This window comes from Aeromonas sp. sif2433, assembly GCF_019218705.1.
Taxonomy (GTDB): domain Bacteria; phylum Pseudomonadota; class Gammaproteobacteria; order Enterobacterales; family Aeromonadaceae; genus Aeromonas; species Aeromonas encheleia.
Genome location: NZ_JAHUXD010000003.1, coordinates 49,492 through 75,042, shown reverse-complemented (window position 1 = coordinate 75,042; position 25,551 = coordinate 49,492). Strand labels below are relative to the sequence as shown.

The following is a 25,551-nucleotide window of genomic DNA, read 5'->3' as shown; positions in this document are numbered from 1 at the left end:
CCACGAAACGAGAGGAACTGAGTCTTGTCTTGCTTGCAAGTAGAGAAGGTAAGCTGCCGTTATAACGGCCAGAACGTGCTGGAGCAGCTCTCCCTGCAGGTGGCCGACAACGAGATCGTCTGCCTGCTGGGGGCCAGTGGCTGCGGCAAGACCACGCTGCTCAAGGCCATCGCCGGCCTGCTGCCGCTGGCCGAGGGCCGCATCCGGCTCGGCGACAACCTGCTGGACGAACCCGGCCTGAGCGTGCCGCCCGAGGCGCGTAATATCGGCATGATCTTCCAGGATTACGCCCTGTTCCCGCACCTGATGGTGGCCGAGAACGTCGGCTTCGGGCTGGCGAACCAGCGCCGCACGGCGCGCCAGCAGCAGGTGGACGAGGCGCTGGCGCTGGTCAATCTGCAGGGGCTGGGGGATCGCTACCCCCATCAGCTCTCCGGTGGTCAGCAGCAGCGGGTCGCCATCGCCCGCGCCCTGGTGTGCAAGCCGCGGCTGATGCTGCTGGACGAGCCCTTCTCCAACATAGATACCCAGGTGCGGATGAAGCTGATCCTCGAGATCCGCACCCTGCTCAAGCAACAGGGGATAGGGGCCATCTTCGTCAGCCACAGCAAGGAGGAGGCGTTCGCCTTCGCCGATCGGCTGGCGCTGTTTCGCGCCGGCCACATCGAACAGGTCGGTCAGCCGGAGCAGCTCTATCGCCGCCCGCAGAACCGCTTCGTGGCGGAGTTTCTCGGCGGGGTGAACTACCTGGACGCCGAAGTGGTGGACAGCCACTGCGTGCGGACCGCGCTGGGGCTGGTGCGTGGCAGCGAACCCCACGGCCACACCGTGGGCGAGCGGCTGCAGCTGATGCTCAGGCCCCAGCAACTGGTGCTGGCGGCGGTCGAGGATGGCGAGCTGAGGGTGCGGGAGCAGCAGTTCCTCGGCCATCACTGCCGGGTGCAGGTCGAGTGTGCGGGCCAGGTGCTGGAGGCCAGCATAGGCGAGCCCCTCGAGGGCGCGCGGGCGCGGGTCGAGGTCGCGCCCCATGCGCTGGTGCTGTTCTCGTCCTGATAGCGATGTGAAATCAAGGAATTGGACTCGCTCTGGTTTATAATCGCGCCACGCCTTTACCCATGCCTTTGGAGAGAGAAATGAAAGCCCAAGCCGGGATCTGTGCAGAGCCGAATCTGCATGCCCTCTATCTGATGTTCAATCGCACCGGCGATGCAACCGAGCTGGCCGCCCGCCTGGCCAAGCTGCCCACCCTGTGGGATGCGGTGAGTGCCGATTTTCCCGCCGCCGGTTTCTCCGGTCTGGTCGCCGTGGGTGCCGATGGCTGGGATGCGCTCTATCCGGTCGCCCGGCCGCCCCAGTTCCGCGGCTTCATGGCGCAGTCGGCAAACGGCCAGGAGGCGCCCAATACCCCGTTTGATCTGTTCGTGCAGCTGCGCGCCGACCGGGTCGATGTGCTGCACCATGCCGGGCAGCGCGTGATGGCGCTGCTAGCCGGTCTGGTGGAGCTGGCCGAGGAGGTCAATGGCTTCCGCAACCAGGATTGCCGGGATCTGACCGGCTTCGTCGATGGCACCGAGAACCCCCAGGGTGAGCACAGGGCCGAGGTGGCGCTGCTCGAGGGCGGCGAGTTCGCCGGCGGTTCCTACATCCACGTGCAGCGCTGGGTCCATGCCCTGAGCGACTGGGAGAAGCTGGCGCTGAAGGAGCAGGAAGACATCATAGGCCGCACCAAGCTCGACAACATCGAGTACGAGTCGGCCGACAAGCCGCTGACCTCCCACATCAAGCGGGTCAACCTCAAGACCCCCAAGGGCGAGTCCATGGAGATACTGCGCCAGAGCATGCCCTGGGGCACCATGCGCGAGCAGGGGCTCTACTTCATCTCCTGCTGCCGCACCCCGCAGCACTTCAATGCCATGCTGGCCAGCATGTACAAGGGGGAGGGCAGCCACTTCGATCACCTGCTGCGCTTTACCAGGGCGGTGACCGGGGCGGCCTTCTTCGCACCCTCGATAGACTTTCTGGTCGCGCAGGGCAAATAAGCCTGTTGCTACGCCCATAGCAAAAATCCCGGCCTAGGCCGGGATTTTTCGTTCAGGTGGCGCCGCCAGAGGGGGACGGCATTCCTGATTAAGGGGTCTGCTCGAACAGCTCGAGCGCCGAGAGGTAAAGTTCTTCGATGTCGGTATCGCTGGTCGGGGTGATGAAGATGGTATCGTCACCGGCGATGGTGCCGAGGATGCCTTCGGCCTTGCCGAGGGAATCGAGCAGGCGGGCGATCAGCTGGGCCGCCCCCGGGCTGGTGTGGATCACCACCAGGGCGCCGTTGTGGTCGACATCCAGTACCAGGTTCTTGAGCGGGCTGGAGGTGGTGGGGACACCCAGTTCCACCGGCAGGCAGTAGACCATTTCCATCTTGGCGTTGCGGGTGCGAACGGCGCCGAAGCGGCTCAGCATGCGCGAGACCTTGGATTGGTTGATGTTCTCGAAGCCCATCTCTTGCAGGGCAGTGACTATCTCTGCCTGGGAGCCGAATCGCTCTTCTTTCAGCAAGGCTTTAAAGGCCTTGGCCAGTTTTTCTTGCTTGTCGTTATGTTTCATCTTGGACTCACGAATGAGGGGTGTGACCGCCTGTCACGCTCAGGCGGCAGATACGAACAGCGCTGCTATTTTGCATTCATATGCCTATTTTGGCAAGGAAGCGGCGCTTGTTCTGCATATCGATTCAAATTTAGCTTGCATCCACCCATGTTGCAGCTAAAATCGGGACGAAATTTTGAAAACTTATTCAATTAGGTCGTATGGGTATTGAATTAATCGGCATCGAAAAATCCTGGCACAAGGTGCCGGTACTGCAACAGGTCAGCTTTCGGACCGCACCCGGCGAAACCTTGGTATTGCTGGGCCCGAGCGGTGCGGGCAAGAGTTCGCTGCTGCGCATGATGAACCTGCTGGACACCCCGGATGCCGGTGTTCTGCGCATTGGCGACAGTGAATTTTCTTTCCCGTCCTCCCTGTCGACCGCGGAATTCAACCGTCAGGCGCAGGCGCTGCGCCGCAAGGTGGGCATGGTGTTCCAGCAGTACAATCTCTGGCCCCATCTGACCGTGATGGAGAACCTGATCGAGGCCCCCGTCAAGGTGCTCGGCATGAGCCGTGAGGCCGCCATCGAGAAGGGCGCCTACCTGCTGGCCCAGCTGCAGCTGGCCGACAAACGGGACGCCTGGCCCGCCCGGCTCTCCGGTGGTCAGCAGCAGCGGGTCGCCATCGCGCGTACCCTGATGATGGATCCGCAGGTGTTGCTGTTTGACGAGCCGACGGCGGCGCTCGATCCTGAAATAACTAAGGAGGTGGCGGAGATCATCCGTACCCTCAGCCAGACCGGCATCACCCAGGTGGTGGTCACCCACGAGGTGGAGTTTGCCCGCAAGGTCGCCAGTCAGGTCATTTATCTGGAAAAGGGGCGGATCATCGAATCCGGTAGTGCCGCCATCTTCCAGGCCCCGCAAACCAGCCGGTTTGCCGAATTCTTGATGCATTGATACTGAATCGATAAGGAAGCTGTCATGAAAAAGAGTCTGTTGTTGGTTGCGGCCATGGGCCTGCTGAGCACCACGGTGCTGGCCAAAGAGATCAAGTTCGCTACCGAGGCCACCTATGCGCCGTTCGAATACCTGGATGACAAGAACGAGTTCCAGGGCTTCGACATCGATCTGGCCCGCGCCATCTGTACCCAGGTCAAGCTGGAGTGCAGCTTCCACAATCAGGCCTTCGACAGCCTGATCCCGAGCCTCAAGTTCCGTCGCTATGATGCCGCCATCGCCGCCATGGACGTGACCCCGGAGCGGGCCGCCCAGGTTGACTTCTCCGATATCTACTATGTGAACTCCGCGGTGTTCGTGACCAAGAAGGATGCCTTCAAGGGTCCGGAAGAGCTGGTCGATAAGACCGTCGGCGTGCAGAACGGCAGTTCGCACCAGTCCTATCTGGTGGACAAGTGGATCAGTAAGGGCCTGCTCACCGTGCCTTACGCCAGCTACCAGAGCGCCTTCCTCGACATGATGAACGGCCGTACCGACGGGGTGTTCGCCGATACCGCCGTCGCCGCCGACTGGCTCAAGCAGCACAAGGATTATGCCGTCATCGGTACCCCTGTGACCGACGCCAAGTACTTCGGTACCGGCTTTGGCATCGCCGTGGCCAAGGGCAATCAGGAGTTGCTGACCCAGCTGAACAAGGGCCTGGCCGAGATCAAGGCCAACGGTACCTATCAGAAAATCTTCGACAAATACTTCGCGCAGTAAGCCATGTTGAGCCTGTTGTTGGATGCAGCCTGGATGACCCTGGGGCTGGCCTTGGCATCACTGGTCGGGGGCATGGCGCTTGCTCTGGGATTCAGCGCGGCCGAGCTCAGCAAGCGCAGTTGGTTGGTGTGGCCGGTGGCCACGCTGACCACGTTGATCCGTGGCCTGCCCGAGCTGCTGGTGGTGCTGTTCATCTACTTCGGCTCGACCCAGGTGCTGTTCCTCATCACCGGTGAGTACGTGGAGTTCAGCCCCTTCGCCTGCGGCGTGCTGGCGCTCTCCCTGCTGTTTGCCAGCTATGCCACCCAGACCCTGCGGGCGGCGCTCAATGCGGTGCCCGCCGGGCAGCGTCTGGCGGCGCTGGCGCTCGGTCTTGGCAAGGCCCACATCTTCTTTCGCATCGTGCTGCCGCAGGCCTGGCGTTACGCCCTGCCGGGTCTCGGCAACCAGTGGCTGGTGCTGCTCAAGGACACGGCGCTGGTCTCCCTCATCGGGGTGAACGAGATGATGCGTCAGGCCCAGATGGCTTCGGCCAGCACCTATGAACCCTTCACCTGGTATGCCGCCGCGGCCCTCATCTATCTGGCGATCAGCCTGGTGAGCGAGCTCGGGCTCAAGCAGGCTGCCCGTTATACCCGCCGGTACGGAGGCTGATCATGCAGGACTATCTCATGACCCTGTTGGGTGGTCTGGCCATCACCCTGCAGCTCACGGCACTTAGTTTGCTGCTCGGGGTGTTGCTGGCGGCCGCCATGACCTGGGTGCTGGAGCGACGCCTGCCGGTGGCGACCCAGCTGGTACAGCTGTGGGTGTTGCTCTTCACCGGTACCCCGCTGCTCATTCAGATCTTCCTCATCTACTACGGGCCGGGTCAGTTCGAGTGGCTCAAGTCCGGGCCGCTCTGGCCGCTGTTCAAGCAGCCCTGGTTCTGTGCCGTGCTGGCGCTGGGCTTCAACACGGCGGCCTATTCCACCCGACTGTTCAAGGGGGCGCTCGACGCCATCCCCGCCGGTGAGGTGGAAGCCTGTCGGGCGCTTGGTTTCTCGGCCGGGCAGACCCTGTGGATGAAGGTGCGCCATGCCGCCCGCCGGCTGGTCCCCGCCTACTCCAACGAGGTGATCCTGGTGCTCAAGGGCAGTTCCCTCGCCAGCACCATCACCATCATGGATATCATGGGTCTGGCCCAGCGTCTCAACGCCCAGACCTATGACACCCTGGCGGTGTTCACCGTGGCCGGTGCGCTCTATCTGACCATGAATGGATTGTTAACTATTGGTTTCCGCTGGTGTGAGCGCAGAGCACTGGCATTCCAGTCCTGAAGCAGTCGTAATTACCCCTTAATGGAAGGGAAAGCACAGGAAATCTGTGCTTTCCGTCCCATTTATCGCATATTCCTCTCCGTTTTCGTCACCGCTTGCTCCCTGGCTCACAGAACCCGTGATTACAACTGTTATCAGATTGTTTTTTATCGGGGGATCCTTTAAGGTGAGGCGCACAATAAGAAACAGCTTTGACCCCCAACAAGAAACAACCTTAAACCTACGCTTGAACATGGAGTTGATCATGAAAGTTGCCGTTCTGGGTGCCGCCGGTGGCATCGGCCAAGCCCTCGCTCTGCTGTTGAAAAATCGCCTTCCTGCTGGTTCCGAGCTGAGCCTGTATGACATTGCCCCGGTCACTCCGGGTGTCGCGGCCGATCTGAGCCACATCCCGACTGACGTGAAAGTAAAAGGTTTCTGCGGTGAAGATCCGAGCCCGGCTCTGGTCGGCGCCGATGTCGTACTGATCTCCGCTGGTGTGGCGCGCAAGCCCGGCATGGATCGTTCTGACCTGTTCAACATCAACGCCGGTATCGTCAAGAACCTGGTAGAGAAGTGCGCGGCCAGCTGCCCGAAGGCGCTGATCGGCATCATCACCAACCCGGTCAACACCACGGTCGCCATCGCCGCCGAAGTGTTGAAGAAGGCCGGCGTCTATGACAAGCGTCGCCTGTTCGGCGTCACCACCCTGGACGTGATCCGCGGTGAGACCTTCGTGTCCGCTGCCAAAGGCCTGAACATCGACAAGATCCGTGTCAACGTGATCGGCGGCCACAGTGGCGTGACCATTCTGCCGCTGCTGTCCCAGATCGAAGGCGCCAGCTTCACCGCCGAGGAAGCGGCTGCCATGACCAAGCGCATCCAGAACGCCGGTACCGAAGTGGTGGAAGCCAAGGCCGGTGGCGGATCTGCCACCCTCTCCATGGGCCAGGCTGCCTGCCGCTTCGGTCTGTCGCTGATCAAGGGTCTGCAGGGCGAAGCCAACGTGATCGAGTGCGCCTATGTGGAAGGCAATGGCGAGCACGCCACCTTCTTCGCGCAGCCCATCCTGCTCGGCAAGAACGGCGTCGAAGCCGTGCTGGACTACGGCAAGCTGAGTGCCTTCGAGCAAGAGGCGATGGACAGCATGCTGGCCACCCTGAAGGCCGACATCCAGCTGGGCGTCGACTTCGTCAAATAAGCGCCAGCGCGTGCATGAGGGGAGCTTCGGCTCCCCTTTGTCGTTATGGCGATCCGCCGCGGCGGGCTAAGGGGTTGGGGTTTGCTGCCGATAACAGAGGGCAGCAGGAGATCCTCATGATGAAACCCAGTACCCTAATCGGCCTTATCTGTCTCGTCAGCCTCCCCTCGCAGGGGGCCGAGCCGGTCTCGGCCGCCCCAACCCAGACCCCGGCAGCGACCGCTCCGGCGCCTTCTGCCACCCTGTCATCGGCAGCCTCCAGCGCAGCGGGGGCGCCTGCTGTGACCACCGCCTCTATCGCTGCCGCAGCCACCCCGTTACCCTCCACGGCCGCACTGGCTGTACCGCCAGCCGCACCTGTTGTTCCTGTGCCGGCTGCCCCGCTGCCGACGGCGCCCGTCGCGGCGCCCTTGCCCAAGGCGGCCACGCCGGCGCCCCTGACCACGGGGGATCTGCAGGCGGTGCCACTCTATCGACAGGACGAGCTGCTCAACTGGATAGAGCAGGGGCGCCATCTGACCCAGGTGAAGCAGGACAGATGCCAGCTGACCCAGGACATAGAGGCGCGCGCCTCTGTGATGAAGATCCCCGCCTACCAGTTCCTGTGGGGGGACATGCTGGCCTGGGGGGTCTGCATCAAGCCCGACGCCCAGATCGGGGTGCAATACATGTGGGAGGCGGCCAATCAGGGGCTGGCACCGGCGCTGGAGCAGCTGGGGCGCTACTACTGGAAGGGGATCCTGGTCCAGAAGGATCTGGTGCGGGCCGAGACCCTGATGCGGGAGGCCGCCAGCCTGGGGTTCCAGCGGGCACAGATGGAATGGGTCGAGATGCTGCTGCAGGGCATGGGCAGTCCGCTGGATTACGAGGAGGCCTATCACTGGCTGCACGGCGCCGTCATCGGTGACAAGGCCCGCCATCAGAAGGCCGCCAGCCTGCTGAGCCGGCTCGGCAATCGCATGCCCGCCAATGCGATCGCCCGCGCCAAGGCTATGCGCTAAGCCCGACTCGCTGCGACCCCTGCTATGACAAGGCCCACGAACCTGCGTTCGTGGGCCTTGTTGCATCGCATCATGAGCGAGAGTGAGGGCTCACAGATCCTGATGGGGGCCGAAGACCTCGTAGTGCAGCCTCTCTTCGGCGACGCCGAAGGCCAGCAGCTGCCGTTTCACCGCCTGCATGAAGCCGAGGGGGCCGCAGAAGTAGTAATGGGCGTTGGCCGGGATGAGCGCCGCGACCTGCTCCAACTCCATGGTGCCGTCGAAGTCGTAGTCTTCTCCCTGTACGTCCTGCTCGGCGGGTGCGCGATACCAGACCCGGCTCTGCAATCTGGCGTGCTGCCGGCTCTTCTCCCGGATCTCCTCCTTGAAGGCGTGCAAGGCACCCTGTTCGCAGGCGTGCAACCAGCGGATGTCGGCGTCGTGCCCGTTGGCCAGCAGCTGGTTCAGCATGCTCAGCATGGGGGTGAGACCGACCCCGGCGGAGAGCAGCACCACGGGCGTGCCGGCGTCGGCTTGCAGGAAGAAGTTGCCGGTCGGTGGCATCAGCGCCACCTCATCACCGACCCGCAGCTGGTCGTGCAGCAGGTTGGATACCTGGCCATCCGCCTCGCGCTTGACGCTGATGCGGTAGTCACGGCCGTTGGGTGCATCGGAGAGGGAGTACTGGCGGATCTCTTGATATTCCAGCTGCGGGTGGTTGAGCTGGATGCTGAGGTATTGACCCGGCTTGAAGTGCAGCACGGGCTGGCCATCGCTGGGGGCCAGCACGAAGGAGGTGATGAGTTCGCTCTCCACCCGCTTCTCCTTGATGAGGAAGGGGCGAGGGCCTTGCCAGCCACCGGCCTGCGATGCCTTCTCCTGATAGATCTCGCTCTCGCGGCCGATGAAGATGTTGGCCAGCACCCCGTAGGCCTTGCCCCAGGCATCCAGCACCTCGTCGGTGACCGCACTACCGCCCAATTCTTTGAGCGTGGCCAAGAGATGACTACCTACAATGTGATATTGTTCCGGCTGGATCATGAAGCCCGTATGCTTGTGGGCGATGCGCTCCACCGCGCCGGCCAGGGCACCCAGATTGTCGATGTTCTTGGCGTACGCCGCGACGGCGTTGAACAGGGCCAGCGGTTGGCCACCACTGCGCTGGTGCGCCAGGTTGAAGATATCCTTCAGCTCGGGGTTGTGGCTGAACATGCGCTGATAGAAATGCTGGGTGAGGGCAGGCCCCGCCGATTCGAGCAAGGGAATGGTACTTTTGATGACGGCGATGGTGGCTTGATCTAACATAAGAGGTCCTTACTAATTGAGCATTTAAAATGTCACTTAATAAGTTGCATCCTAGATGTTTAATTGATCTGAATCAACAAACAATTTTGCGCTATGCGCCATAGGCACTATGAGACTAACGAGTTATACCGATTTTGGATTGAGAGCCCTGCTCTATCTGGCGACCCTGCCGGAGGGGGAGCTGTCGAGCGTGGCCAAGGTGTCCGCCCTGTACGGCGTGTCCCGCAATCACATGGTGAAGGTGGTGAATCAGCTGGTGAAGCTGGGCTATCTGCAGTCCCAGCGTGGCAAGAATGGCGGGATCCGCATGGCCTGCGCGCCGGACACCGTCAACATCGGCCAGGTGATCCGGGCGCTGGAAGGCAACCTGGACGGGATCGACTGCAACTCCCCCGCCTGCCACATCGTCTCGGTCTGTCTGCTGAAGAATGCCTTGAAGGAGGCGATGAACGCCTTCCTGGCGGTGATGGACAGCTACACGCTGCAAGACTTGCTGGCCAATCGCGACGAGCTGCAGAAGGTGTTTGGTGACTTGATCCCGACCCTGGTGCTGGAGCCGGACGAAGAGAGCGAGTGAGACGAAAAGGCTGCCATCGGCAGCCTTTTTTCAATCCTCGTAACCCGACTCGTCACGGTATAGATGCGGTATGATCCGCGCCATTTTCACCATGTTGTTCTCCACTTCGAGGATCTCGATCGGATAGCCTGCCAGCCTGACGCTGATGTTGGGCTGGGGGATCTCCTCCAGGTACTCCAGGATCACCCCGTTGAGGGTGCGGGGGCCGTCGATGGGCAGGTGCCAGTTCATCTCCTTGTTCAGCTCGCGGATGCTGGCGGAGCCTTCCACCAGGAAAGAGCCGTCCGGCTGGGGGTGGACCTCGTCACTCGGCGTCGGTGTCATGGAGGTGGTGAAGTCGCCGACTATCTCCTCCAGTATGTCGTCCAGGGTGATCAGCCCCTGAATATCGCCGTATTCGTCGACGATCAGTCCAATCCGCTCCTTGTTGCGCTGGAACTTGGCCAGCTGCACGTTGAGTGGCGTCCCCTCCGGAATGAAATAGATGGGATCGACCTCCCGCAGCAGGCTGGACTTGCTGAACTGATCTCTGGCAACCAGCCTGAGGGCGTCACGTGCGTGTAAAAATCCGACAACGTCGTCGATATTGTCGCGATAGAGCAGGATCTTGGTGTGAGCACAGTGAGCCAGCTGGCGCAGTATGGTTTTCCAGTCGTCGTTGATGTCGATGGCGGCGATCTCGCTGCGCGGCACCATGATGTTTTCCACCGTCATCTTGTCCAGATCCAGAATGCTGAGCAGCATCTCCTGGTGGTGCTGGGGGATGAGGCTGCCCGCCTCGTTGACTATGGTGCGCAGCTCCTCGGGGTTGAGGGAGTGCGCATCCTTGGTGTGGTTCAACCGCATCAGCTTGAGCAGCAGCGTGGTGATGCCGTTGATGAGCCAGACGAAGGGGTAGAGCGGCACCATCAACCCCTTGAGCACCCAGGAGGCCGGGTAGGCGATCTTCTCGGGGTACATGGCCGCCAGGGTCTTGGGGGTAACCTCCCCGAACACCAGCACCACCAGGGTCAGGCCGAAGGTGGCGATGGCGACCCCGAGATCCCCGAACAGCCGGATGCAGACGATGGTGGCGATGGCGGACGCCAGTATGTTGACCAGGTTGTTGCCGATGAGGATCAGTCCCAGCAGGCGATCCGGGCGAGCCAGCAGTTTTTCTACCCGACGGGCAGCCTTGTGCTTGGTCTGGGCCAGATGCCGCAACTTGTAGCGGTTGAGGGACATCAGGCCGGTTTCGGAACTTGAGAAGAAAGCAGACAAGAGGATCAAGATAACGAGAACAATCAGTAATGTGCTCGTTGAGATACTGTCCAAGAAGGGGCTCCTGTTGGATGTGTGGGTGAGGGTTGAGCAATCAGCTCAGCAAGACTTCCTTGACGAAACGGCTGCCAAAGTAGGCCAGGGTCAGGATGACGCTGCCGATGAGGCTCAGGGTGATGACCTTGCGACCGCGCCAGCCACGGGTGTGGTGACCCCACAGCAGCAGCACATAGATGCACCAGGCCAGGATCGAGAGGACCGCCTTGTGGGACTTGCCTTGGGCGAACATGTCCTCCAGAAAGAACAGGCCGGAGGCGATGGAGAGCGTCAGCAGGAACAGGCCAGCCGAGATCAGCTGGAACAGCCGCTTCTCCACCGTCATCAGCGGAGGCATGGCTGGCAAGTTGCTAATTTTTCTGGATTTAAGCTGTCTGTCCAGGTAGGCGAGCTGCAGCGCGAACAGGCAGGCGATCATCAGCACCGAGTAGGCCATCAGGGCGAGCCCTATGTGCAGCAGCAGCTGGGGGTGAGCCTCCAGGTGGGTGATGTAGCGACCGGGAATGAGGGCGCTGGCGGCGAGCAGCAAGGCCGAGAAGCTGTAGACCACGGGCAGCAGGATCCAGCCGTTGAAGCGGCGGGTGACGCAGGTCATGAAGCAGCTGATGATGAGGCTGACCAGGGAGGCGACATTCAACATGCTGAGATTCTGGCCGGAGTGAGTGGCCAGCACTTCGCTTCCCACCGCGATGCCATGGGCGGTCAGGGCCAGGCCGACACAGGCGAACAGCGACACTTGCCCGACGGGCTTGGCACTGAGCAGCAGGTGCAGCGAGGCGATGATGGCCAGCAGGTAAAACGCCAGGGCCAGAACAGAGATCACGATCATAACCAGGTCGTTGTTAAGCAAGCTTTATGGATAAGAGGGGCAGTATACCTTGCACAAGATATGCTCGCCAGTTGTGCCAGGGGCTAACTGCCCATATATAAGTAGCAGGTGGTCACCCCGTGCGGCGAATAATCGTCCTCTGGCGTTGACTGGGGTATAATGCCCCCCATTTATTTCACCTGTCCATTCGATGGCAGCTAGCCACCGCAAGCGGTGAGTAATCGTCCTCATAGTGCTGACTGGGGTATAATGCCTCATTTGTTACGCCAAGAACCGGAATGCGTCATGTTTGAGAATTTGACTGAACGACTCTCGCGCACCCTGCGCAATGTCAGTGGCCGTGGTCGGCTGACCGAAGAGAACATCAAGGATACCTTGCGTGAAGTGCGCATGGCGCTGCTCGAGGCGGACGTCGCCCTGCCGGTCGTGCGTGACTTCGTGGCGCGGGTCAAGGAGCGGGCCGTCGGCCAGGAAGTGGCCAAGTCCCTGAGCCCGGGCCAGGCGTTCATCAAGATAGTGCATGGCGAGCTGGTCTCCGTCATGGGCGAGGCGAACGAGCAGCTCAACCTGGCCGCCCAGCCGCCGGCCATCATACTGATGGCGGGTCTGCAAGGTGCCGGTAAGACCACGACAGTGGCCAAGCTGGCCAAGTTGCTGAAGGAGCGCCACAAGAAGAAGGTGCTGGTGGTCAGTGCCGACGTCTATCGCCCGGCGGCGATCAAGCAGCTCGAGACCCTGGCCAGCGACATCGCGGTCGACTTCTTCCCCAGCGACGTGACCCAGAAGCCGGTGGCGATCGCCACCGCCGCCATCGATCAGGCGCGCAAGAAGTTCTATGACGTGGTGATCGTCGATACCGCCGGTCGTCTGCACGTCGACAGCGAGATGATGGCGGAGATCCAGGATCTGCACGCCACCATCAAGCCGGTCGAGACCCTGTTCGTGGTCGATGCCATGACGGGTCAGGATGCGGCCAACACCGCCAAGGCCTTCAACGAGGCGCTGCCGCTCACCGGTGTCATCCTCACCAAGGCGGACGGTGACGCTCGTGGTGGTGCGGCCCTGTCCGTGCGCCACATCACCGGCAAGCCGGTCAAGTTCATCGGGATGGGCGAGAAGACCGAGGCGTTGGAGCCGTTCCACCCGGACCGACTCGCGTCCCGCATCCTCGGCATGGGCGACGTGCTGTCGCTGATCGAGGAAGTGGAGCGCACCGTCGACAAGGAGAAAGCCGCCAAGCTGGCCGACAAGGTCAAGAGTGGCAAGGGCTTCGACCTGGAAGATTTCCGCGAGCAGCTGGCCCAGATGCGCAACATGGGCGGCATGATGGGAATGCTCGACAAGTTGCCCGGCATGTCCGGCCTGCCGGATAACGTGAAAGATCAGATGGATGACAAGCTCACCGTGCGGATGGAGGCCATCATCAGCTCCATGACGCCCAAGGAGCGTGCCCATCCCGATCTGATCAAGGGCTCCCGCAAGCGCCGCATCGCCGCGGGCTCCGGCATGCAGGTGCAGGACGTGAACAAGCTGCTCAAGCAGTTCACCGAGATGCAGCGCATGATGAAGAAGATGTCCGGCAAGGGCGGCATGCGCAAGATGATGGGCCAGATGAAGAACATGCTGCCGCCCGGATTCGGAGGGGGCCGCGGCCCGTTCTGATTTTTCTGCCCACCGGCAAGAAAGGCTCACCGGGGTGAGCCTTTTTCATGAGAATCCCTGTGCAAAAAATGGCTGGCTTGGTTGCAATTATTACGAATCCAAGTAGAATTACGCGGCTTATTTTAAGCTAGGGTCCGCGTATTTGCGGGCCTTGTTCATTAGATGTTTATGAGGACGATATGGTAACCATTCGTTTACAACGTGGTGGCGCGAAAAAGCGTCCGTTTTACCAGGTAGTAGTTTCCGACAGCCGTTGCGCCCGTGATGGTCGTTTCATCGAGCGTGTTGGTTTCTTCAACCCGGTTGCTACCGGCAACGCTGAAAAGCTGAAGCTGGACCTGGCTCGTATCGAGCATTGGGTTGCTACTGGTGCCGCTGTTTCTGACCGCGTTGCCAAGCTGATCAAAGACGCTGCCAAAGCTGCTTAATCAGCCAAACGGTAAGGAGTTAAGGTGGAAAAACCTATAGTTCTGGGCACCCTGGGTACCGTATACGGCATCAAGGGTTGGCTTAAAGTGAACTCCTTCACCGATGTTGCCGAAGCGATTTTCGATTACAACCCCTGGCTGATCAATCAGAACGGGGTATGGAGTGAGCTCAAGGTTTCGGCCTGGAAGCGTCACAACAAGGGTCTGATTTGCAAGATCGATGGTATCGATCTGCGTGAAGATGCCCTGGCATTGACCAATGTCGAGATTGGCGTCCCCGCCGATCTGTTGCCTGCGTTGCCTGAAGGTGAGTTCTACTGGCGTGACCTGATTGGTTGCTCGGTATCGACCACCAAGGGATACGACCTGGGCAAGGTGACCGAATTGATGGAAACCGGCTCCAACGATGTGTTGGTGGTTGAGGCCAATGTAAAAGATGCCTTCGGTGCGAAGGAGCGGTTGATTCCGTTCCTGGAAGAGCAGGTGATCAAGAATATTGATCTGACTGCTCGCACAATCGAAGTTGATTGGGATCCTGGTTTCTAGTTTCCCGCGCTAACACGGGTGCCGGAGGTTTCTTATGTGGATTGGGGTGATTAGCCTCTTCCCGGAAATGTTCCGAGCCATTACCGAGCACGGGGTAACGGGTCGGGCCGTCAAGAGTGGCCTGCTGCAGATTGAGTGCTGGAACCCTCGGGATTTCACCCACGACAAACACCGTACGGTCGATGATCGTCCTTATGGTGGTGGGCCTGGAATGCTGATGATGGTGCAGCCGCTGCGTGATGCAATTCATGCGGCCAAGCAAGCGGCGGGAGACGGGGCGAAAGTCATCTATCTCTCTCCTCAGGGGCGCAAGCTGACTCAAGCGGGCGTAACCGAGTTGGCGACGAGTCAGAAACTGATTCTGGTCGCCGGTCGATACGAAGGTATCGATGAACGCGTGATCCAAACCGAAGTCGACGAAGAGTGGTCTATCGGTGATTACGTGTTAAGTGGTGGCGAGTTGCCTGCCATGACCCTGATCGATGCGGTTTCGCGTCTGGTCCCCGGGGTCTTGGGTGATCAGGCCAGTGCCGAGCAGGACTCCTTTACGGATGGCCTGCTGGATCATCCCCACTACACTCGGCCGGAGTTGTTGGATGGATTGGCGGTGCCCGAGGCGCTGACAAGCGGCAATCACGAAGTGATTCGACGCTGGCGTCTCAAGCAGTCGCTCGGACGAACCTGGCAGAGAAGGCCGGAACTTATTAACAACCTAGCTCTGACTGACGAGCAAGAATCACTTCTTGCCGAGTATGTCCGCGAAGTGCGTGACAGCGTTAAGTAGAGTTTTCAGTTTATCCTAGGTAAGGAAAGACAATGAGCAAGATTATTCAGCAGCTTGAACAAGAGCAACTGCGTACCGACATCCCGGCATTTGCCCAGGGCGACACCGTACGTGTTCAAGTTCGTGTTAAAGAAGGTGGTAAAGAGCGTCTGCAGGCTTTCGAAGGCATCGTCATTGCCAAGCGTAACCGCGGTCTGCACTCTGCTTTCACCGTTCGCAAGATTTCCAACGGCGAAGGTGTTGAGCGTGTATTCCAGACTCACTCTCCGCTGATCCACAGTGTAGAACTGAAGCGTCGTGGTGATGTTCGCCGCGCCAAACTGTACTACCTGCGCAACCTGTCCGGCAAAGCTGCTCGTATCAAAGAGAAGCTCAACTAATTCGATTCGAATTGGTGTCGAAATATCGACAGGTAGTGAAAAGGCTCGCCAATGGCGAGCCTTTTTTGTATCCGGTGCCGGGCGTGCCGGCGCGACTCAGCCTGGCTGGCTGACCCGGATCACCGAGTTGTCCCGTCCGAAGGGGCCGGGCACATAGTCATCGGCCGCCCAGTCATTGTCGTAGTGGCTCTCCCCATCCGGCTGCACCAGCTGGTAACAGTACTCGAAATGGCTGGGGCCATCGGTGGGCAGGTTGAGGGTTGCCCTGAACTCCCCACTCTTCATCCGTTTAAGTTCAATGGGTTGCCACTGGCTGAACTCCCCCAGCAGCAAGACCTGTTCGGCCTCGCCCGCGGCCTCTTTTTCCACTGCAAAGGTCACCTTGACCTCGGGACGCGACTTGAGAAACTGCTTGTTTATCGGCATGAAGCCTCCTTGTCATTAGCTGCGAAGAAAGTGTGTCTGGTTATTTTTATACCACTTTATGGCAAGGATGTTTATAAGCGAGATCAAAGGGGCAGGGCGAAGTGGCGCCGCAGCAGCTGATGGGTGAAATCGATCTTGAGGTAGAAGCCTCGCGGCAGGGTCTGGATCGGCTGGCCGTTGCGGCCGATGGCGCGGGTCAGCGCCTTGCTGTTGGCCGCCTTGGGGCGCAGTTGCATGACCTGGCCGTGGCGGGCGCTGATCTGCTCCACTTCCCCCAGCACTATCATGTCCATCAGTTCCTCCCAATCCTGACGCAGCAGCCGATCTTCTTCCTCGCTCGGGCTCCACAGCAGCGGCATGCCGACCCGGCGTTCGCCGACGGGAATGTCGCGGCTTCCCTCCACCGGGATCCAGAGCACCCGCGACAGCTTGTTGCGCACGTTCGATTCTTCCCAGCGCTGGCCGCTGATCCCGATGAGCGGTGCGACGCAGACGAAGGTGGTCTCCAGCGGTTTACCCTGAGGATCGACCGGGATCGTCTTGAGCTCTATGCCCAGATCCGGGAAGTCCTGCTCCGGCCTGCTGCCCGCACTGGCCCCCAGCTGCCATTCGATCAACTGGCCGATCCAGCCCTTGTCTCGCCTAAGATCGTGCGGCACCGGGATCCCGGCGGTCGCGGCGAGCTGGGCCAGGGTGAGGCCCGCCATGGCGTAGGCGCGAGCCAGCAATTCCTGCTCTGACTGGGGTTTGGCGGGCATGGAGGACTCCTGTTAGAGGGGATGAGTCTAGCAAGTCTGATCCTCGCGGAGGATCGCTGTTTTTATAACCGATCCTTGCTCGGCTGTGCACAGGGTGGACAAGATTGTGGATCATCATCTATGGCAATGATTTTAAAGGAATTTGACTTCTTTCTCCAGTCGTCACGAGCGCAGGATCCCGGTTGCAATAAGTTGTCCAAGGGTTTGGCCTGGCTGTTGCACATAGTTATCCACAGAAATCTTGGATAACTGGCATAAAGTGGTGATGAAGGGCCAGCTATCAGAAATAAATGTGAGAGTGCACCGATTTTTCTCGCCATATCGGTGCAGATAATGCGCCATCCTTGTGGATAAACTAGCCTTGGTGGATCTTTGAGCAGTCGAACTTGTTCACAATTGACAGCCAGGATCCTCGGTGGCAAAAGACATGGATCTTGATCCAGCACTAAAATATTAACTCTATGTATTTAAATGAATATTTTGTTTTTTAACGAATCGGGTATGATACGGCATGACTGGATGTCTTAGTATAAAACTACTGTATATACCCGCTTGATCACAGGCTTATGCACAGTCTGGGTGGGCAACTCGCAGAGCTTGATCTTCAGATTTGTTTATAACTTGGCTTGAAATGCTAAGTTATTCATGAGTGGCCGACTGCAGTCCCTGTTTGCTGCCACGGAGTGAATGTGGAACAATCTCTTTATAGATTCAGCCTTTATAAGGTGATCACGTGATAGATGGTGACGGATTTCGTCCCAATGTCGGGATCGTGATCTGTAACCGTGACGGACAAGTATTGTGGGCTAAGCGCTATGGGCAGCACTCCTGGCAGTTTCCGCAGGGGGGAGTTGATGATGGTGAAACGCCGGAACAGGCCATGTATCGTGAGCTGTACGAGGAGATAGGCCTCAGGCAAGACGATGTGACCATACTGGCGACCAGTCGCAACTGGCTGAAGTACCGCTTACCCAAACGACTCGTTCGCTGGGACAGTTCACCGGTCTGTATTGGCCAAAAGCAGAAATGGTTTTTGTTGCAGCTCGATCCGGGCAAAGAGTCCAGGATCCAATTCGGCTGTCATGGTCACCCGGAATTTGATGATTGGCGTTGGGTCAGCTTCTGGTACCCGGTCCGTCAGGTCGTCTCCTTCAAGCGGGAAGTCTACCGCCGGGTGATGAAGGAGTTTGCCCCGCTGGCCATGCCGGTACCCGTGGTGCAAGTTAATCGAAAGGATGGGCGGCGCAACCGCTCTCGCTAAGGAGCACAGCTAGTTGCTGACGGAACTCAGACGCATCGTCGAGAGCATGGCCGAGGCCAACACCCTCGAGCAGGCCTTGCAGGCATTGGTGAGCCAGACCCGGCTCGCCATGACGGTGGACTGCTGCTCCGTCTACGTCGCCGAACCGGACATGCGCCGTTATCGTCTGGCGGCGACCGATGGTCTGGCCGAGTCGGCGGTGGGCAAGGCCACGCTGCCGTTCGAGCAGGGCATCGTCGGCCTGGTGGGTCAGCGGGAAGAGCTGATCAACCTGGCCGATGCCCCTTCCCACCCCAGTTTCAAGTTCCTGCCCGATGTCGCCGAAGAGGCGTTTCGCTCCTTCCTCGGTGCCCCCATCATGCATCAGCGCCAGGTGGTGGGCATCCTGGTGGTGCAACAGAAAGAGAGCCGGCTGTTCGATGAAGGGGAAGAGTCCTTCATGGTCACGCTGGCGGCGCAGCTGGCGGCCCGCATCGCCCAGGCCCAGGCCAAGGGCTGGCTGCAGAAGACCGACTGGAGCAAGCCGCTGCGCGGCATCGCTGGGGCCAGTGGCATCGCCATCGCCAAGGCCTGGGTGTGGCGCCCGCGCAAGGCGCTCAACAGCATCACCCCGCGCAAGGACGAGGAGCACGGCAAGCAGCTGGCGCGCCTCGAGCTCGCGGTGGAGGAGGTGCGCCACGATCTGGAGAGCCTGGCGCTGCGTTTTCGCGAGAGCTACAGCCAGGATTCGGTCGCCATCTTCGACATCTATCTGCACCTGCTCAACGATCCCGGTTACATCAAGCCGATCCGCAACAAGGTCAGCAAGGAACACTGGACCGCGATCTCCGCGGTCAAGCTCATCAGCGATCGGCTGATAGAGCAGTTCAAGGGGATGAAGGATCCCTACCTGCGGGAGCGTTCCACCGATGTGAAGGACATCGCCCAGCGGCTCATCAGCCGCCTGGTGCAGGATGAGCCTGAGCAACTCACCATAGGGGAGCCGGTGGTACTGGTCGCCGACGAGGTGACCGCCACCATACTCGCCGAGATCCCGCGCGAATTCTTGAGCGGTGTGGTCTCGCTGAAGGGGGGGACCAACTCCCATGCCGCCATCCTGGCCCGCGCCATGGGGGTCGCGGCCATCATGGGGGTGGATCTGCCGCTCGGCGACATCGGCGGTCGTACCCTGGTGGTCGACGGCTATAGCGGCGATCTCTTCATCGAACCCAATCAGGTGATCCTGACCGAGTACCGGCAGCTGCTCAATGAGGAGCGGGCGCTGGATACCCTGGTGCGCACCGTGGATCATCAGCCGTCCGAGACCGCTGACGGCACGCCGGTATCGCTGCTGCTCAACGCGGGCCTCAGCGCCGACACCGAGATCTCCCTCAATCATCTGGCGGACGGGGTGGGGCTCTATCGCACCGAGATCCCCTTCATGCTGCAAGACAGCTTCCCCTCCGAGTGGGAGCAGACCGCGCGTTATCGCGGCATCCTGGAAACCTATCGCGATCGTCCGGTGTGCATGCGCACCCTGGATGTGGGCGGCGACAAGCAACTGCCCTATTTCCCCATCGTCGAGGAGAATCCCTTCCTCGGCTGGCGGGGGATCCGGCTCACCCTGGATCACCCCGAACTGTTCCTGGTCCAGCTCAAGGCCATGCTGCGCGCCAGCGAAGGGCTGGACAATCTGGCCATCATGCTGCCGATGATCAGCAGCGTTGGCGAGATCCGGGCCTCCCGCCGGCTGCTGGATCAGGCCTGGCGCGAGGTGTCGGAAGAGGCCGCCAGCCGCGATGCCGTGATCCGCTACCCCAGCCTGGGGGTGATGATAGAGGTGCCCTCCGCCCTCTATATCCTGCCGGAGATGGCGCCCCTCATCGACTTCTGGTCGGTGGGCAGCAATGACCTGACCCAGTATCTGCTGGCGGTGGATCGCAACAATGCCCGGGTCGCCAGCATCTATGATGCCTTCCATCCGGCGGTGATCCGCGCCCTGCAACTGCTGGTCGACGCCTCCCACCGTTACCAGAAGCCGGTCTCGGTGTGCGGCGAGCTGGCCGGGGATCCGGTCGGCGTGCTGCTGCTGCTGGCCATGGGCTACCGCCGCTTCAGCATGAATACCCACAACATCTCCCGCATCAAGTACGTGCTGCGCCAATCCAATCTCGGCGAGCTGAAGGCCCTGATGGCCGATGGCCTCAAGCACGACAACCCCCATGTGCTGCGCGGCCTGTTTGCCCGCTATCTGGAAGAGCACGGCCTCGGCGGTTTGTTGCGCGCGGGCCACAAGGCCAAGCTGCCCGATTGATATTCAGTCTTGTTCCAGCTGACGAATGATCGGAGAATGCGGCTTTTCTTATGACTGGGGCCGCACTATGCAGCACGATGGATATTGGGTTTTCTCGCAGATTGATCCCGTAGCATTCAGTTTGGGACCACTATCGGTACGCTGGTATGGTCTCATGTACCTGTTTGGCTTCGCCTTTGCCATGTGGCTGGCGGGCCGTCGCGCCGATGCGCCGAACAGCGGCTGGACCCGCAACGAGGTCTCTGACCTGCTGTTTTACGGCTTCCTCGGGGTGATCCTGGGTGGCCGGGTCGGCTACGTGCTGTTCTACAACTTCGACCTCTTCCTGGCAGACCCCCTCTATCTGTTCAAGATCTGGACCGGCGGCATGTCGTTCCACGGTGGCCTGATCGGGGTTATCACCGCCATGATCTGGTTTGCCCACAAGACCAAGCGCCACTTCTTCACCGTGGCGGACTTCGTGGCGCCGCTGATCCCGTTCGGGCTGGGGGTCGGCCGCATCGGCAACTTCATGAACGGCGAGCTGTGGGGCAGGATCACCGACGTGCCCTGGGCAATCATCTTCCCGGAGGCGGGCCCGGAGCCGCGCCATCCCTCCCAGCTCTATCAGTTCGCCCTGGAAGGGGTGGTGCTGTTCATCATCCTCAACCTGTTCTGGCGCAAGAATCCGCCCCGTGGCGCCATCTCCGGCATGTTCCTGCTGTGCTACGGTCTGTTCCGCTTCCTGGTGGAGTTCGTGCGCCAGCCGGACAGCCAGCTCGGTCTCTACTTCCAGGAGATCAGCATGGGCCAGATCCTCTCTACCCCGATGATCATCATCGGCGCCCTGATGATCTGGGTCGCCTACAAGCGGCCGCAGCTGTTCGGTAACGCCGGGAAGGAGGCTAAACAATGAGGGCTTATCTCGACCTGATGCAGAAGATCCTGGATGAGGGCACGGTCAAATCCGACCGTACCGGCACCGGCACCGTCTCCCTATTCGGTCACCAGATGCGCTTCAATCTGGCCGACGGCTTCCCGCTGGTCACCACCAAGAAGTGCCACCTGCGCTCCATCATTCACGAGCTGCTCTGGTTCCTCAATGGCGATACCAACACCGCCTATCTGAAGGAGCACGGGGTCAGCATCTGGGATGAGTGGGCCGACGAGCACGGCGATCTGGGCCCGGTCTATGGCGCCCAGTGGCGTTCCTGGCCGGCGGCCGATGGCAGCGTCATCGACCAGATCCAGCGGGCGGTGGATGACATCAAGCACAATCCGGATTCGCGCCGCATCATCGTCTCGGCCTGGAACGTGGGTGAGCTGGACAAGATGGCGCTGGCACCCTGCCACGCCTTCTTCCAGTTCTACGTGGCGGACGGCAAGCTCTCCTGCCAGCTCTACCAGCGCAGCTGTGACGTCTTCCTCGGGTTGCCGTTCAACATCGCCAGCTACGCCCTGCTGACCCACATGATGGCCCAGCAGTGCGATCTGGCGGTGGGGGACTTCGTCTGGACCGGTGGCGACGTGCACCTCTACTCCAACCACATGGAGCAGACCGCGCTGCAGCTCTCCCGCGAGCCGCGCCCCTTGCCGCAGCTGGTGATCAAGCGCAAGCCGGACTCCATCTTCGACTACCAGTTCGAGGATTTCGAGATCCAGGGCTACGATCCCCATCCCGGCATCAAGGCGCCCGTCGCCATCTGATCCGGGCTTTCGCGTCGGTGGCGAGCTATTCCCTGAGTGGGAGCGCCATCCGACATCGAGGCGGGGTTCGACTGAATCCGCTTGAAAGGCGCCTCAGGGCGCCTTTTTTACGCACTCAATAAAATATTTATGCATTTTCATGAATGACTAGATAGCTGGGAAAAGGCATGTGAAAACATGCTTATAGCAGATGGCTTTATTTTTGCCTTCGGTTTTCCCGTTGTTAATGGCAGTTAGAAACGATTTTTCATTGGCTCACTTCGACTCTAGACTGAAAAAAATGCAATATTGTGGACAGTTAGACCATGAGTGACGTATTCAAAAGATTTCTCAAACTGGAGTCGGCCTCCGGAATAATTCTGATCCTGGCGGCCCTGCTGGCCATTGGCCTGGCCAACTCGGCCTTCGCCGAGCACTACCAGGCCTTCCTCAATACCCCGGTGCAGGTGCGCATCGCCGCCCTCGACATCGACAAGCCGCTGTTGCTCTGGATCAACGACGGCTTCATGGCGATCTTCTTCCTGCTGGTCGGGCTGGAGGTCAAGCGTGAGATGCTGGAGGGGGCGCTGTCGTCCCGGGTGCAGGCGACCTTCCCGGCGATCGCCGCGGTGGGTGGCATGCTGGCCCCTGCGCTCATCTACGCCTTCTTCAACTACGAAGACGAGGTGACCCGAGCCGGTTGGGCCATCCCGGCCGCCACCGACATCGCCTTCGCCCTCGGGGTGATGGCGTTGCTGGGCAAGCGGGTGCCGACCAGCCTCAAGGTGTTCTTGCTGGCGCTGGCCATCATGGACGACCTGGGGGTCATCATCATCATCGCGCTCTTCTATACCCAGCAACTGTCGCTGACCGCACTGGTGGTCGGCGTCCTGGCGACCCTGACCCTGCTGTGGATGAACCGCCGTGGCGAAGACAGGATCGGCCTCTACATGCTGGTCGGTCTGGTGCTCTGGGTGGCGGTGCTCAAGTCCGGCGTCCATGCGACCCTGGCCGGGGTGGTGGTGGGCTTCATGATCCCGCTCAACGGCAAGCGTTATGCCTCGCCGCTCAAGCATCTGGAGCATTCGCTGCATCCCTGGAGCGCCTACCTGATCCTGCCGCTGTTTGCCTTCGCCAACGCCGGGGTCTCCCTCGATGGAATAGGCATGTCGGCCCTGCTGAGCCCGGTGCCCCTTGGCATCATGCTGGGGCTGTTCGTCGGCAAGCCGCTCGGGGTGTTCACCATCAGCTGGCTGGCGGTGAAGCTCGGCATCGCCCAGTTGCCGAACGGGGTCAACTTCAAGCAGATCTTCGCGGTCAGCATCCTGTGTGGCATCGGCTTCACCATGTCGATGTTCATCGCATCGCTGGCATTCGAGCACGGCGGATTGGATTACGGCAGCTACTCACGCCTCGGGATCCTGGTGGGATCCACCCTGGCGGCCGTGGTCGGTTATCTCGCCCTGCGGATATCGCTGCCCAACCGGGAGGCGGATCAAAGCACGGAGGGGTTATGAGAAGACTAGGATGGTTGGTCATGCTGGCTAGCCCGGCGCTCTGGGCTAGCAGCCTGGCGGATTGCCAGCAGGATGTGGCATCCAGCAGTTGTTCCGCCTATCTCAATGGGGTGGTCGACAGCGCCGTCATGCTAGGTGACCAGCAGGCCAGGGCCCAGTTCGGCGAGACCTTCGCCGAGCGGGCCCTGAGCAGCCGGGCCGGGGAGCGAGTGAAGAAGTCCCACAAGCGCTACTGCGGGGAGCGGATACCGGACAAGGCGCAGCTCAAACACAGGTTGCAGACGCAGTTCGCCGCAAACAAGGTTGACTCGATCAGCGACATGTATGACATTCTGGCGGCTGAACTCAGCTGCTACCGGAGTCCGCCAGCCGCGGGAACCCCAACGGATGTCACACCTTAATTACAACCACCTCTACTATTTTTGGATGACTCAGAAGAAGGGCTCCGTCACCCAGGCGGCGGAGGCCCTCTTTCTCACCCCCCAGACCGTCACCGGTCAGATCAAGCTGCTGGAGCAGCGTCTGGGCGGCAAGCTGCTGATGCGCAAGGGGCGCTCCCTCGAAGCCACCGAGCTCGGTCAACTGGTGTTCCGCTACGCCGACAAGATGTTCAGCCTCTCCTACGAGATGCTGGATATCGTCAACTATCGCAAGGAGAGCCAGATCCTGTTCGACGTCGGCATCGCCGATGCGCTCTCCAAACGTCTCGCCAGCCGGGTGCTGCTCTCGGTCATCCCCAACGATGGCTCAATCCACCTGCGTTGCTTCGAATCGACTCACGAGCTGCTGCTCGAGCAGCTGAGCGAGCACAAGCTCGACATGATCCTCTCCGATTGCCCGGTGGATTCCAGCCAGCATGCGGGCCTGCTCTCCAAGCGGCTCGGCGGTTGCGGTGTCAGCTTCTTCTGCAAGGCGCCGCTGCCCGAGAAACCCTTTCCCGCCTGTCTGGAGGAGCGCAAGCTGCTCATCCCCGGTCGTCGTACCGCCATGGGGCGCCAGCTGACCCAGTGGTTCGAGCAGCAGGGCATCTCTCCCAGCATCCTGGGGGAGTTCGACGATGCGGCGCTGATGAAGGCATTCGGCTTCTTCAATCAGGGTATCTTCATGGCGCCGACCATCTATCGGGAGGAGATCCTGGAGGGGGAGGAGGTGATGCTACTGGGGGAGACCCAGGATCTGATGGAGGAGTATTACGTCATCTTCGCCGAGCGGATGATCCAGCATCCGGCGGTGAAGCGGGTATGCGAGAGCGACTTCTCCTTCCTGTTTGCCGGCCAGGAGGATTTCGCGACGATCCAGCCGGCGACCCTGTCGTTTTAAATGGAAGGGGCAGGGGGTATGATCCTTGCCTCGCATGAGGGGGATGAGATGCAACTGGAAGAGATGGCGGCGAATGCCGGGCGTGCGGTGGCGCTGCTCAAGGCGCTGGCCAATGAACGACGGCTGTTTATCCTGTGTCAGTTGCTAGAGCGGGAGTTGTCGGTGGGGGAGCTCAACGAGCGGCTCGGTCTGAGTCAGTCGGCCCTGTCACAACATCTGGCGTTGCTGCGGCGGGATGAGCTGGTGGCGACGCGAAAAGAGGCCAAGACGGTCTACTATTCGCTGCGCAGCCATGAGGTGCGGGAGTTGATAGGCTTGCTGCACCGGCTTTACTGCAGCGCAGATAAATAAAAAACCGGCACTAGGCCGGTTTTTTGAGCTTTATTCAGCCGGAGCTGATTAAGCCATAGCTTTGATCTGGGCAGACAGGCGGCTCTTGTGACGAGCAGCTTTGTTCTTGTGGATCAGGCCTTTGGTAGCCATGCGATCCATGATCGGCTGAGCGGTAGCGAAAGCAGCAACGGCAGCAGCTTTGTCGCCAGAAGCGATTGCAGCAATTACTTTCTTCAGATAGGTACGGGTCATGGAACGACGGCTGGCGTTGTGTTGACGACGTTTCTCTGATTGAATCGCGCGCTTCTTAGCAGATTTGATATTAGCCAAGGTAAAACTCCTAAAACTGTCTTAGCGAGTGTATTGAAAA

Annotated in this window: 29 protein-coding genes; 22 read left to right on the top strand and 7 right to left on the bottom strand. The window is 60.3% G+C overall.

All coding sequences use genetic code 11. The annotated features are described in order from the left end of the window. The first annotated feature begins 24 nt into the window (after positions 1–24). Both KW825_RS05690 and KW825_RS05685 read left to right on the top strand, forming a co-directional pair. A complete protein-coding gene (locus KW825_RS05690) occupies positions 25–1,053 on the top strand; it encodes an ABC transporter ATP-binding protein (protein WP_218328594.1) in 1,029 nt (342 codons plus the stop codon). Between the two features lie 80 nt (positions 1,054–1,133). Next, positions 1,134–2,039 (top strand): Dyp-type peroxidase, encoded by a 906-nt coding sequence (locus KW825_RS05685; RefSeq protein WP_218328593.1) that lies wholly within the window; start codon positions 1,134–1,136, stop codon positions 2,037–2,039. An 88-nt stretch (positions 2,040–2,127) separates the two neighbouring features. Here KW825_RS05685 and argR read toward each other — a convergent pair whose 3' ends face one another. Continuing rightward, positions 2,128–2,598: a transcriptional regulator ArgR gene (gene argR, locus KW825_RS05680; RefSeq protein ID WP_005308670.1), complete on the bottom strand. Its 471-nt coding sequence runs from the start codon at positions 2,596–2,598 to the stop codon at positions 2,128–2,130. A 200-nt stretch (positions 2,599–2,798) separates the two neighbouring features. Between argR and KW825_RS05675 the strand changes: the two genes are divergently transcribed. The 6 genes from KW825_RS05675 to KW825_RS20525 all read left to right on the top strand — a co-directional run bounded on the left by KW825_RS05675 (position 2,799) and on the right by KW825_RS20525 (position 7,801). Then, complete coding sequence (locus KW825_RS05675; protein WP_042652107.1) at positions 2,799–3,539, top strand: ATP-binding cassette domain-containing protein; 741 nt, start codon at positions 2,799–2,801, stop codon at positions 3,537–3,539. 24 nt (positions 3,540–3,563) lie between these two features. Continuing rightward, positions 3,564–4,301, top strand: a complete 738-nt coding sequence (locus KW825_RS05670; RefSeq protein WP_218291181.1) for a transporter substrate-binding domain-containing protein — start codon at positions 3,564–3,566, stop codon at positions 4,299–4,301. A 3-nt stretch (positions 4,302–4,304) separates the two neighbouring features. Then, positions 4,305–4,955, top strand: a complete 651-nt coding sequence (artQ, locus tag KW825_RS05665; RefSeq protein WP_042652109.1) for an arginine ABC transporter permease ArtQ — start codon at positions 4,305–4,307, stop codon at positions 4,953–4,955. 2 nt (positions 4,956–4,957) lie between these two features. Then, a complete protein-coding gene (gene artM / locus KW825_RS05660; RefSeq protein WP_218328592.1) occupies positions 4,958–5,620 on the top strand; it encodes an arginine ABC transporter permease ArtM in 663 nt (220 codons plus the stop codon). Positions 5,621–5,864: 244 nt separating this feature from the next. Next, positions 5,865–6,800 (top strand): malate dehydrogenase, encoded by a 936-nt coding sequence (mdh, locus tag KW825_RS05655; RefSeq protein WP_042652201.1) that lies wholly within the window; start codon positions 5,865–5,867, stop codon positions 6,798–6,800. A gap of 410 nt (positions 6,801–7,210) precedes the next feature. Then, the gene (locus KW825_RS20525) at positions 7,211–7,801 is read left to right on the top strand and encodes a tetratricopeptide repeat protein (protein WP_170176024.1); all 591 of its coding nucleotides are present in this window, start codon (positions 7,211–7,213) and stop codon (positions 7,799–7,801) included. A gap of 90 nt (positions 7,802–7,891) precedes the next feature. On the opposite strand, the gene hmpA is transcribed toward KW825_RS20525, so the two are convergent. After that, positions 7,892–9,085, bottom strand: coding sequence for an NO-inducible flavohemoprotein (gene hmpA, locus KW825_RS05645; protein ID WP_218328591.1), 1,194 nt, complete (start codon positions 9,083–9,085; stop codon positions 7,892–7,894). A 109-nt stretch (positions 9,086–9,194) separates the two neighbouring features. Between hmpA and KW825_RS05640 the strand changes: the two genes are divergently transcribed. After that, positions 9,195–9,662, top strand: a complete 468-nt coding sequence (locus KW825_RS05640) for an Rrf2 family transcriptional regulator (RefSeq protein WP_042652113.1) — start codon at positions 9,195–9,197, stop codon at positions 9,660–9,662. Positions 9,663–9,692: 30 nt separating this feature from the next. On the opposite strand, the gene KW825_RS05635 is transcribed toward KW825_RS05640, so the two are convergent. Further along, entirely contained in the window at positions 9,693–10,976 is a 1,284-nt protein-coding gene (locus KW825_RS05635) for an HlyC/CorC family transporter (RefSeq protein ID WP_042652114.1), read from the bottom strand. A gap of 40 nt (positions 10,977–11,016) precedes the next feature. Next, positions 11,017–11,808: an inner membrane protein YpjD gene (locus tag KW825_RS05630; protein WP_042652115.1), complete on the bottom strand. Its 792-nt coding sequence runs from the start codon at positions 11,806–11,808 to the stop codon at positions 11,017–11,019. A gap of 285 nt (positions 11,809–12,093) precedes the next feature. Here KW825_RS05630 and ffh point away from each other — a divergent pair, with 285 nt between their 5' ends. The 5 genes from ffh to rplS all read left to right on the top strand — a co-directional run bounded on the left by ffh (position 12,094) and on the right by rplS (position 15,608). Further along, entirely contained in the window at positions 12,094–13,470 is a 1,377-nt protein-coding gene (ffh, locus tag KW825_RS05625) for a signal recognition particle protein (RefSeq protein WP_218291184.1), read from the top strand. Positions 13,471–13,649: 179 nt separating this feature from the next. Continuing rightward, on the top strand, positions 13,650–13,898 hold the full coding sequence (gene rpsP, locus KW825_RS05620; protein WP_050717510.1) for a 30S ribosomal protein S16: 249 nt from the start codon (positions 13,650–13,652) through the stop codon (positions 13,896–13,898). A 24-nt stretch (positions 13,899–13,922) separates the two neighbouring features. Next, positions 13,923–14,444, top strand: a complete 522-nt coding sequence (gene rimM, locus KW825_RS05615) for a ribosome maturation factor RimM (protein WP_042652117.1) — start codon at positions 13,923–13,925, stop codon at positions 14,442–14,444. Positions 14,445–14,478: 34 nt separating this feature from the next. Then, positions 14,479–15,228: a tRNA (guanosine(37)-N1)-methyltransferase TrmD gene (trmD, locus tag KW825_RS05610; protein ID WP_042652118.1), complete on the top strand. Its 750-nt coding sequence runs from the start codon at positions 14,479–14,481 to the stop codon at positions 15,226–15,228. A gap of 32 nt (positions 15,229–15,260) precedes the next feature. Then, complete coding sequence (gene rplS / locus KW825_RS05605) at positions 15,261–15,608, top strand: 50S ribosomal protein L19 (RefSeq protein ID WP_005313505.1); 348 nt, start codon at positions 15,261–15,263, stop codon at positions 15,606–15,608. 96 nt (positions 15,609–15,704) lie between these two features. On the opposite strand, the gene KW825_RS05600 is transcribed toward rplS, so the two are convergent. Continuing rightward, complete coding sequence (locus KW825_RS05600) at positions 15,705–16,034, bottom strand: isoamylase early set domain-containing protein (RefSeq protein ID WP_042652119.1); 330 nt, start codon at positions 16,032–16,034, stop codon at positions 15,705–15,707. Positions 16,035–16,117: 83 nt separating this feature from the next. Beyond that, entirely contained in the window at positions 16,118–16,792 is a 675-nt protein-coding gene (gene mutH, locus KW825_RS05595) for a DNA mismatch repair endonuclease MutH (RefSeq protein ID WP_218328590.1), read from the bottom strand. A gap of 733 nt (positions 16,793–17,525) precedes the next feature. On the opposite strand from mutH, the gene rppH reads away from it, so the two are divergent. The 8 genes from rppH (at position 17,526) to KW825_RS05555 (ending at position 25,199) form a co-directional block, all read left to right on the top strand. Further along, on the top strand, positions 17,526–18,053 hold the full coding sequence (rppH, locus tag KW825_RS05590; protein ID WP_218291186.1) for an RNA pyrophosphohydrolase: 528 nt from the start codon (positions 17,526–17,528) through the stop codon (positions 18,051–18,053). A gap of 13 nt (positions 18,054–18,066) precedes the next feature. Continuing rightward, entirely contained in the window at positions 18,067–20,346 is a 2,280-nt protein-coding gene (gene ptsP, locus KW825_RS05585; protein WP_042652122.1) for a phosphoenolpyruvate--protein phosphotransferase, read from the top strand. A 67-nt stretch (positions 20,347–20,413) separates the two neighbouring features. Continuing rightward, positions 20,414–21,241: a prolipoprotein diacylglyceryl transferase gene (lgt, locus tag KW825_RS05580; RefSeq protein ID WP_218328589.1), complete on the top strand. Its 828-nt coding sequence runs from the start codon at positions 20,414–20,416 to the stop codon at positions 21,239–21,241. Next, complete coding sequence (gene thyA, locus KW825_RS05575) at positions 21,238–22,032, top strand: thymidylate synthase (protein WP_042652124.1); 795 nt, start codon at positions 21,238–21,240, stop codon at positions 22,030–22,032. The genes lgt and thyA overlap by 4 nt, the downstream gene beginning before the upstream one ends. A gap of 305 nt (positions 22,033–22,337) precedes the next feature. Next, the gene (gene nhaA / locus KW825_RS05570) at positions 22,338–23,528 is read left to right on the top strand and encodes a Na+/H+ antiporter NhaA (protein WP_042652125.1); all 1,191 of its coding nucleotides are present in this window, start codon (positions 22,338–22,340) and stop codon (positions 23,526–23,528) included. A gap of 20 nt (positions 23,529–23,548) precedes the next feature. Then, a complete protein-coding gene (locus tag KW825_RS05565) occupies positions 23,549–23,929 on the top strand; it encodes a hypothetical protein (RefSeq protein WP_218328775.1) in 381 nt (126 codons plus the stop codon). Continuing rightward, positions 23,916–24,848 carry a transcriptional activator NhaR gene (gene nhaR / locus KW825_RS05560; protein WP_218291187.1) on the top strand — a complete coding sequence of 311 codons (933 nt, stop codon included), beginning with the start codon at positions 23,916–23,918 and terminating at the stop codon, positions 24,846–24,848. The genes KW825_RS05565 and nhaR overlap by 14 nt, the downstream gene beginning before the upstream one ends. A 48-nt stretch (positions 24,849–24,896) precedes the next feature. Continuing rightward, positions 24,897–25,199 (top strand): metalloregulator ArsR/SmtB family transcription factor, encoded by a 303-nt coding sequence (locus KW825_RS05555; RefSeq protein WP_042652128.1) that lies wholly within the window; start codon positions 24,897–24,899, stop codon positions 25,197–25,199. Positions 25,200–25,247: 48 nt separating this feature from the next. Here KW825_RS05555 and rpsT read toward each other — a convergent pair whose 3' ends face one another. Next, complete coding sequence (rpsT, locus tag KW825_RS05550) at positions 25,248–25,511, bottom strand: 30S ribosomal protein S20 (protein WP_005892298.1); 264 nt, start codon at positions 25,509–25,511, stop codon at positions 25,248–25,250. Positions 25,512–25,551 lie beyond the last annotated feature (40 nt).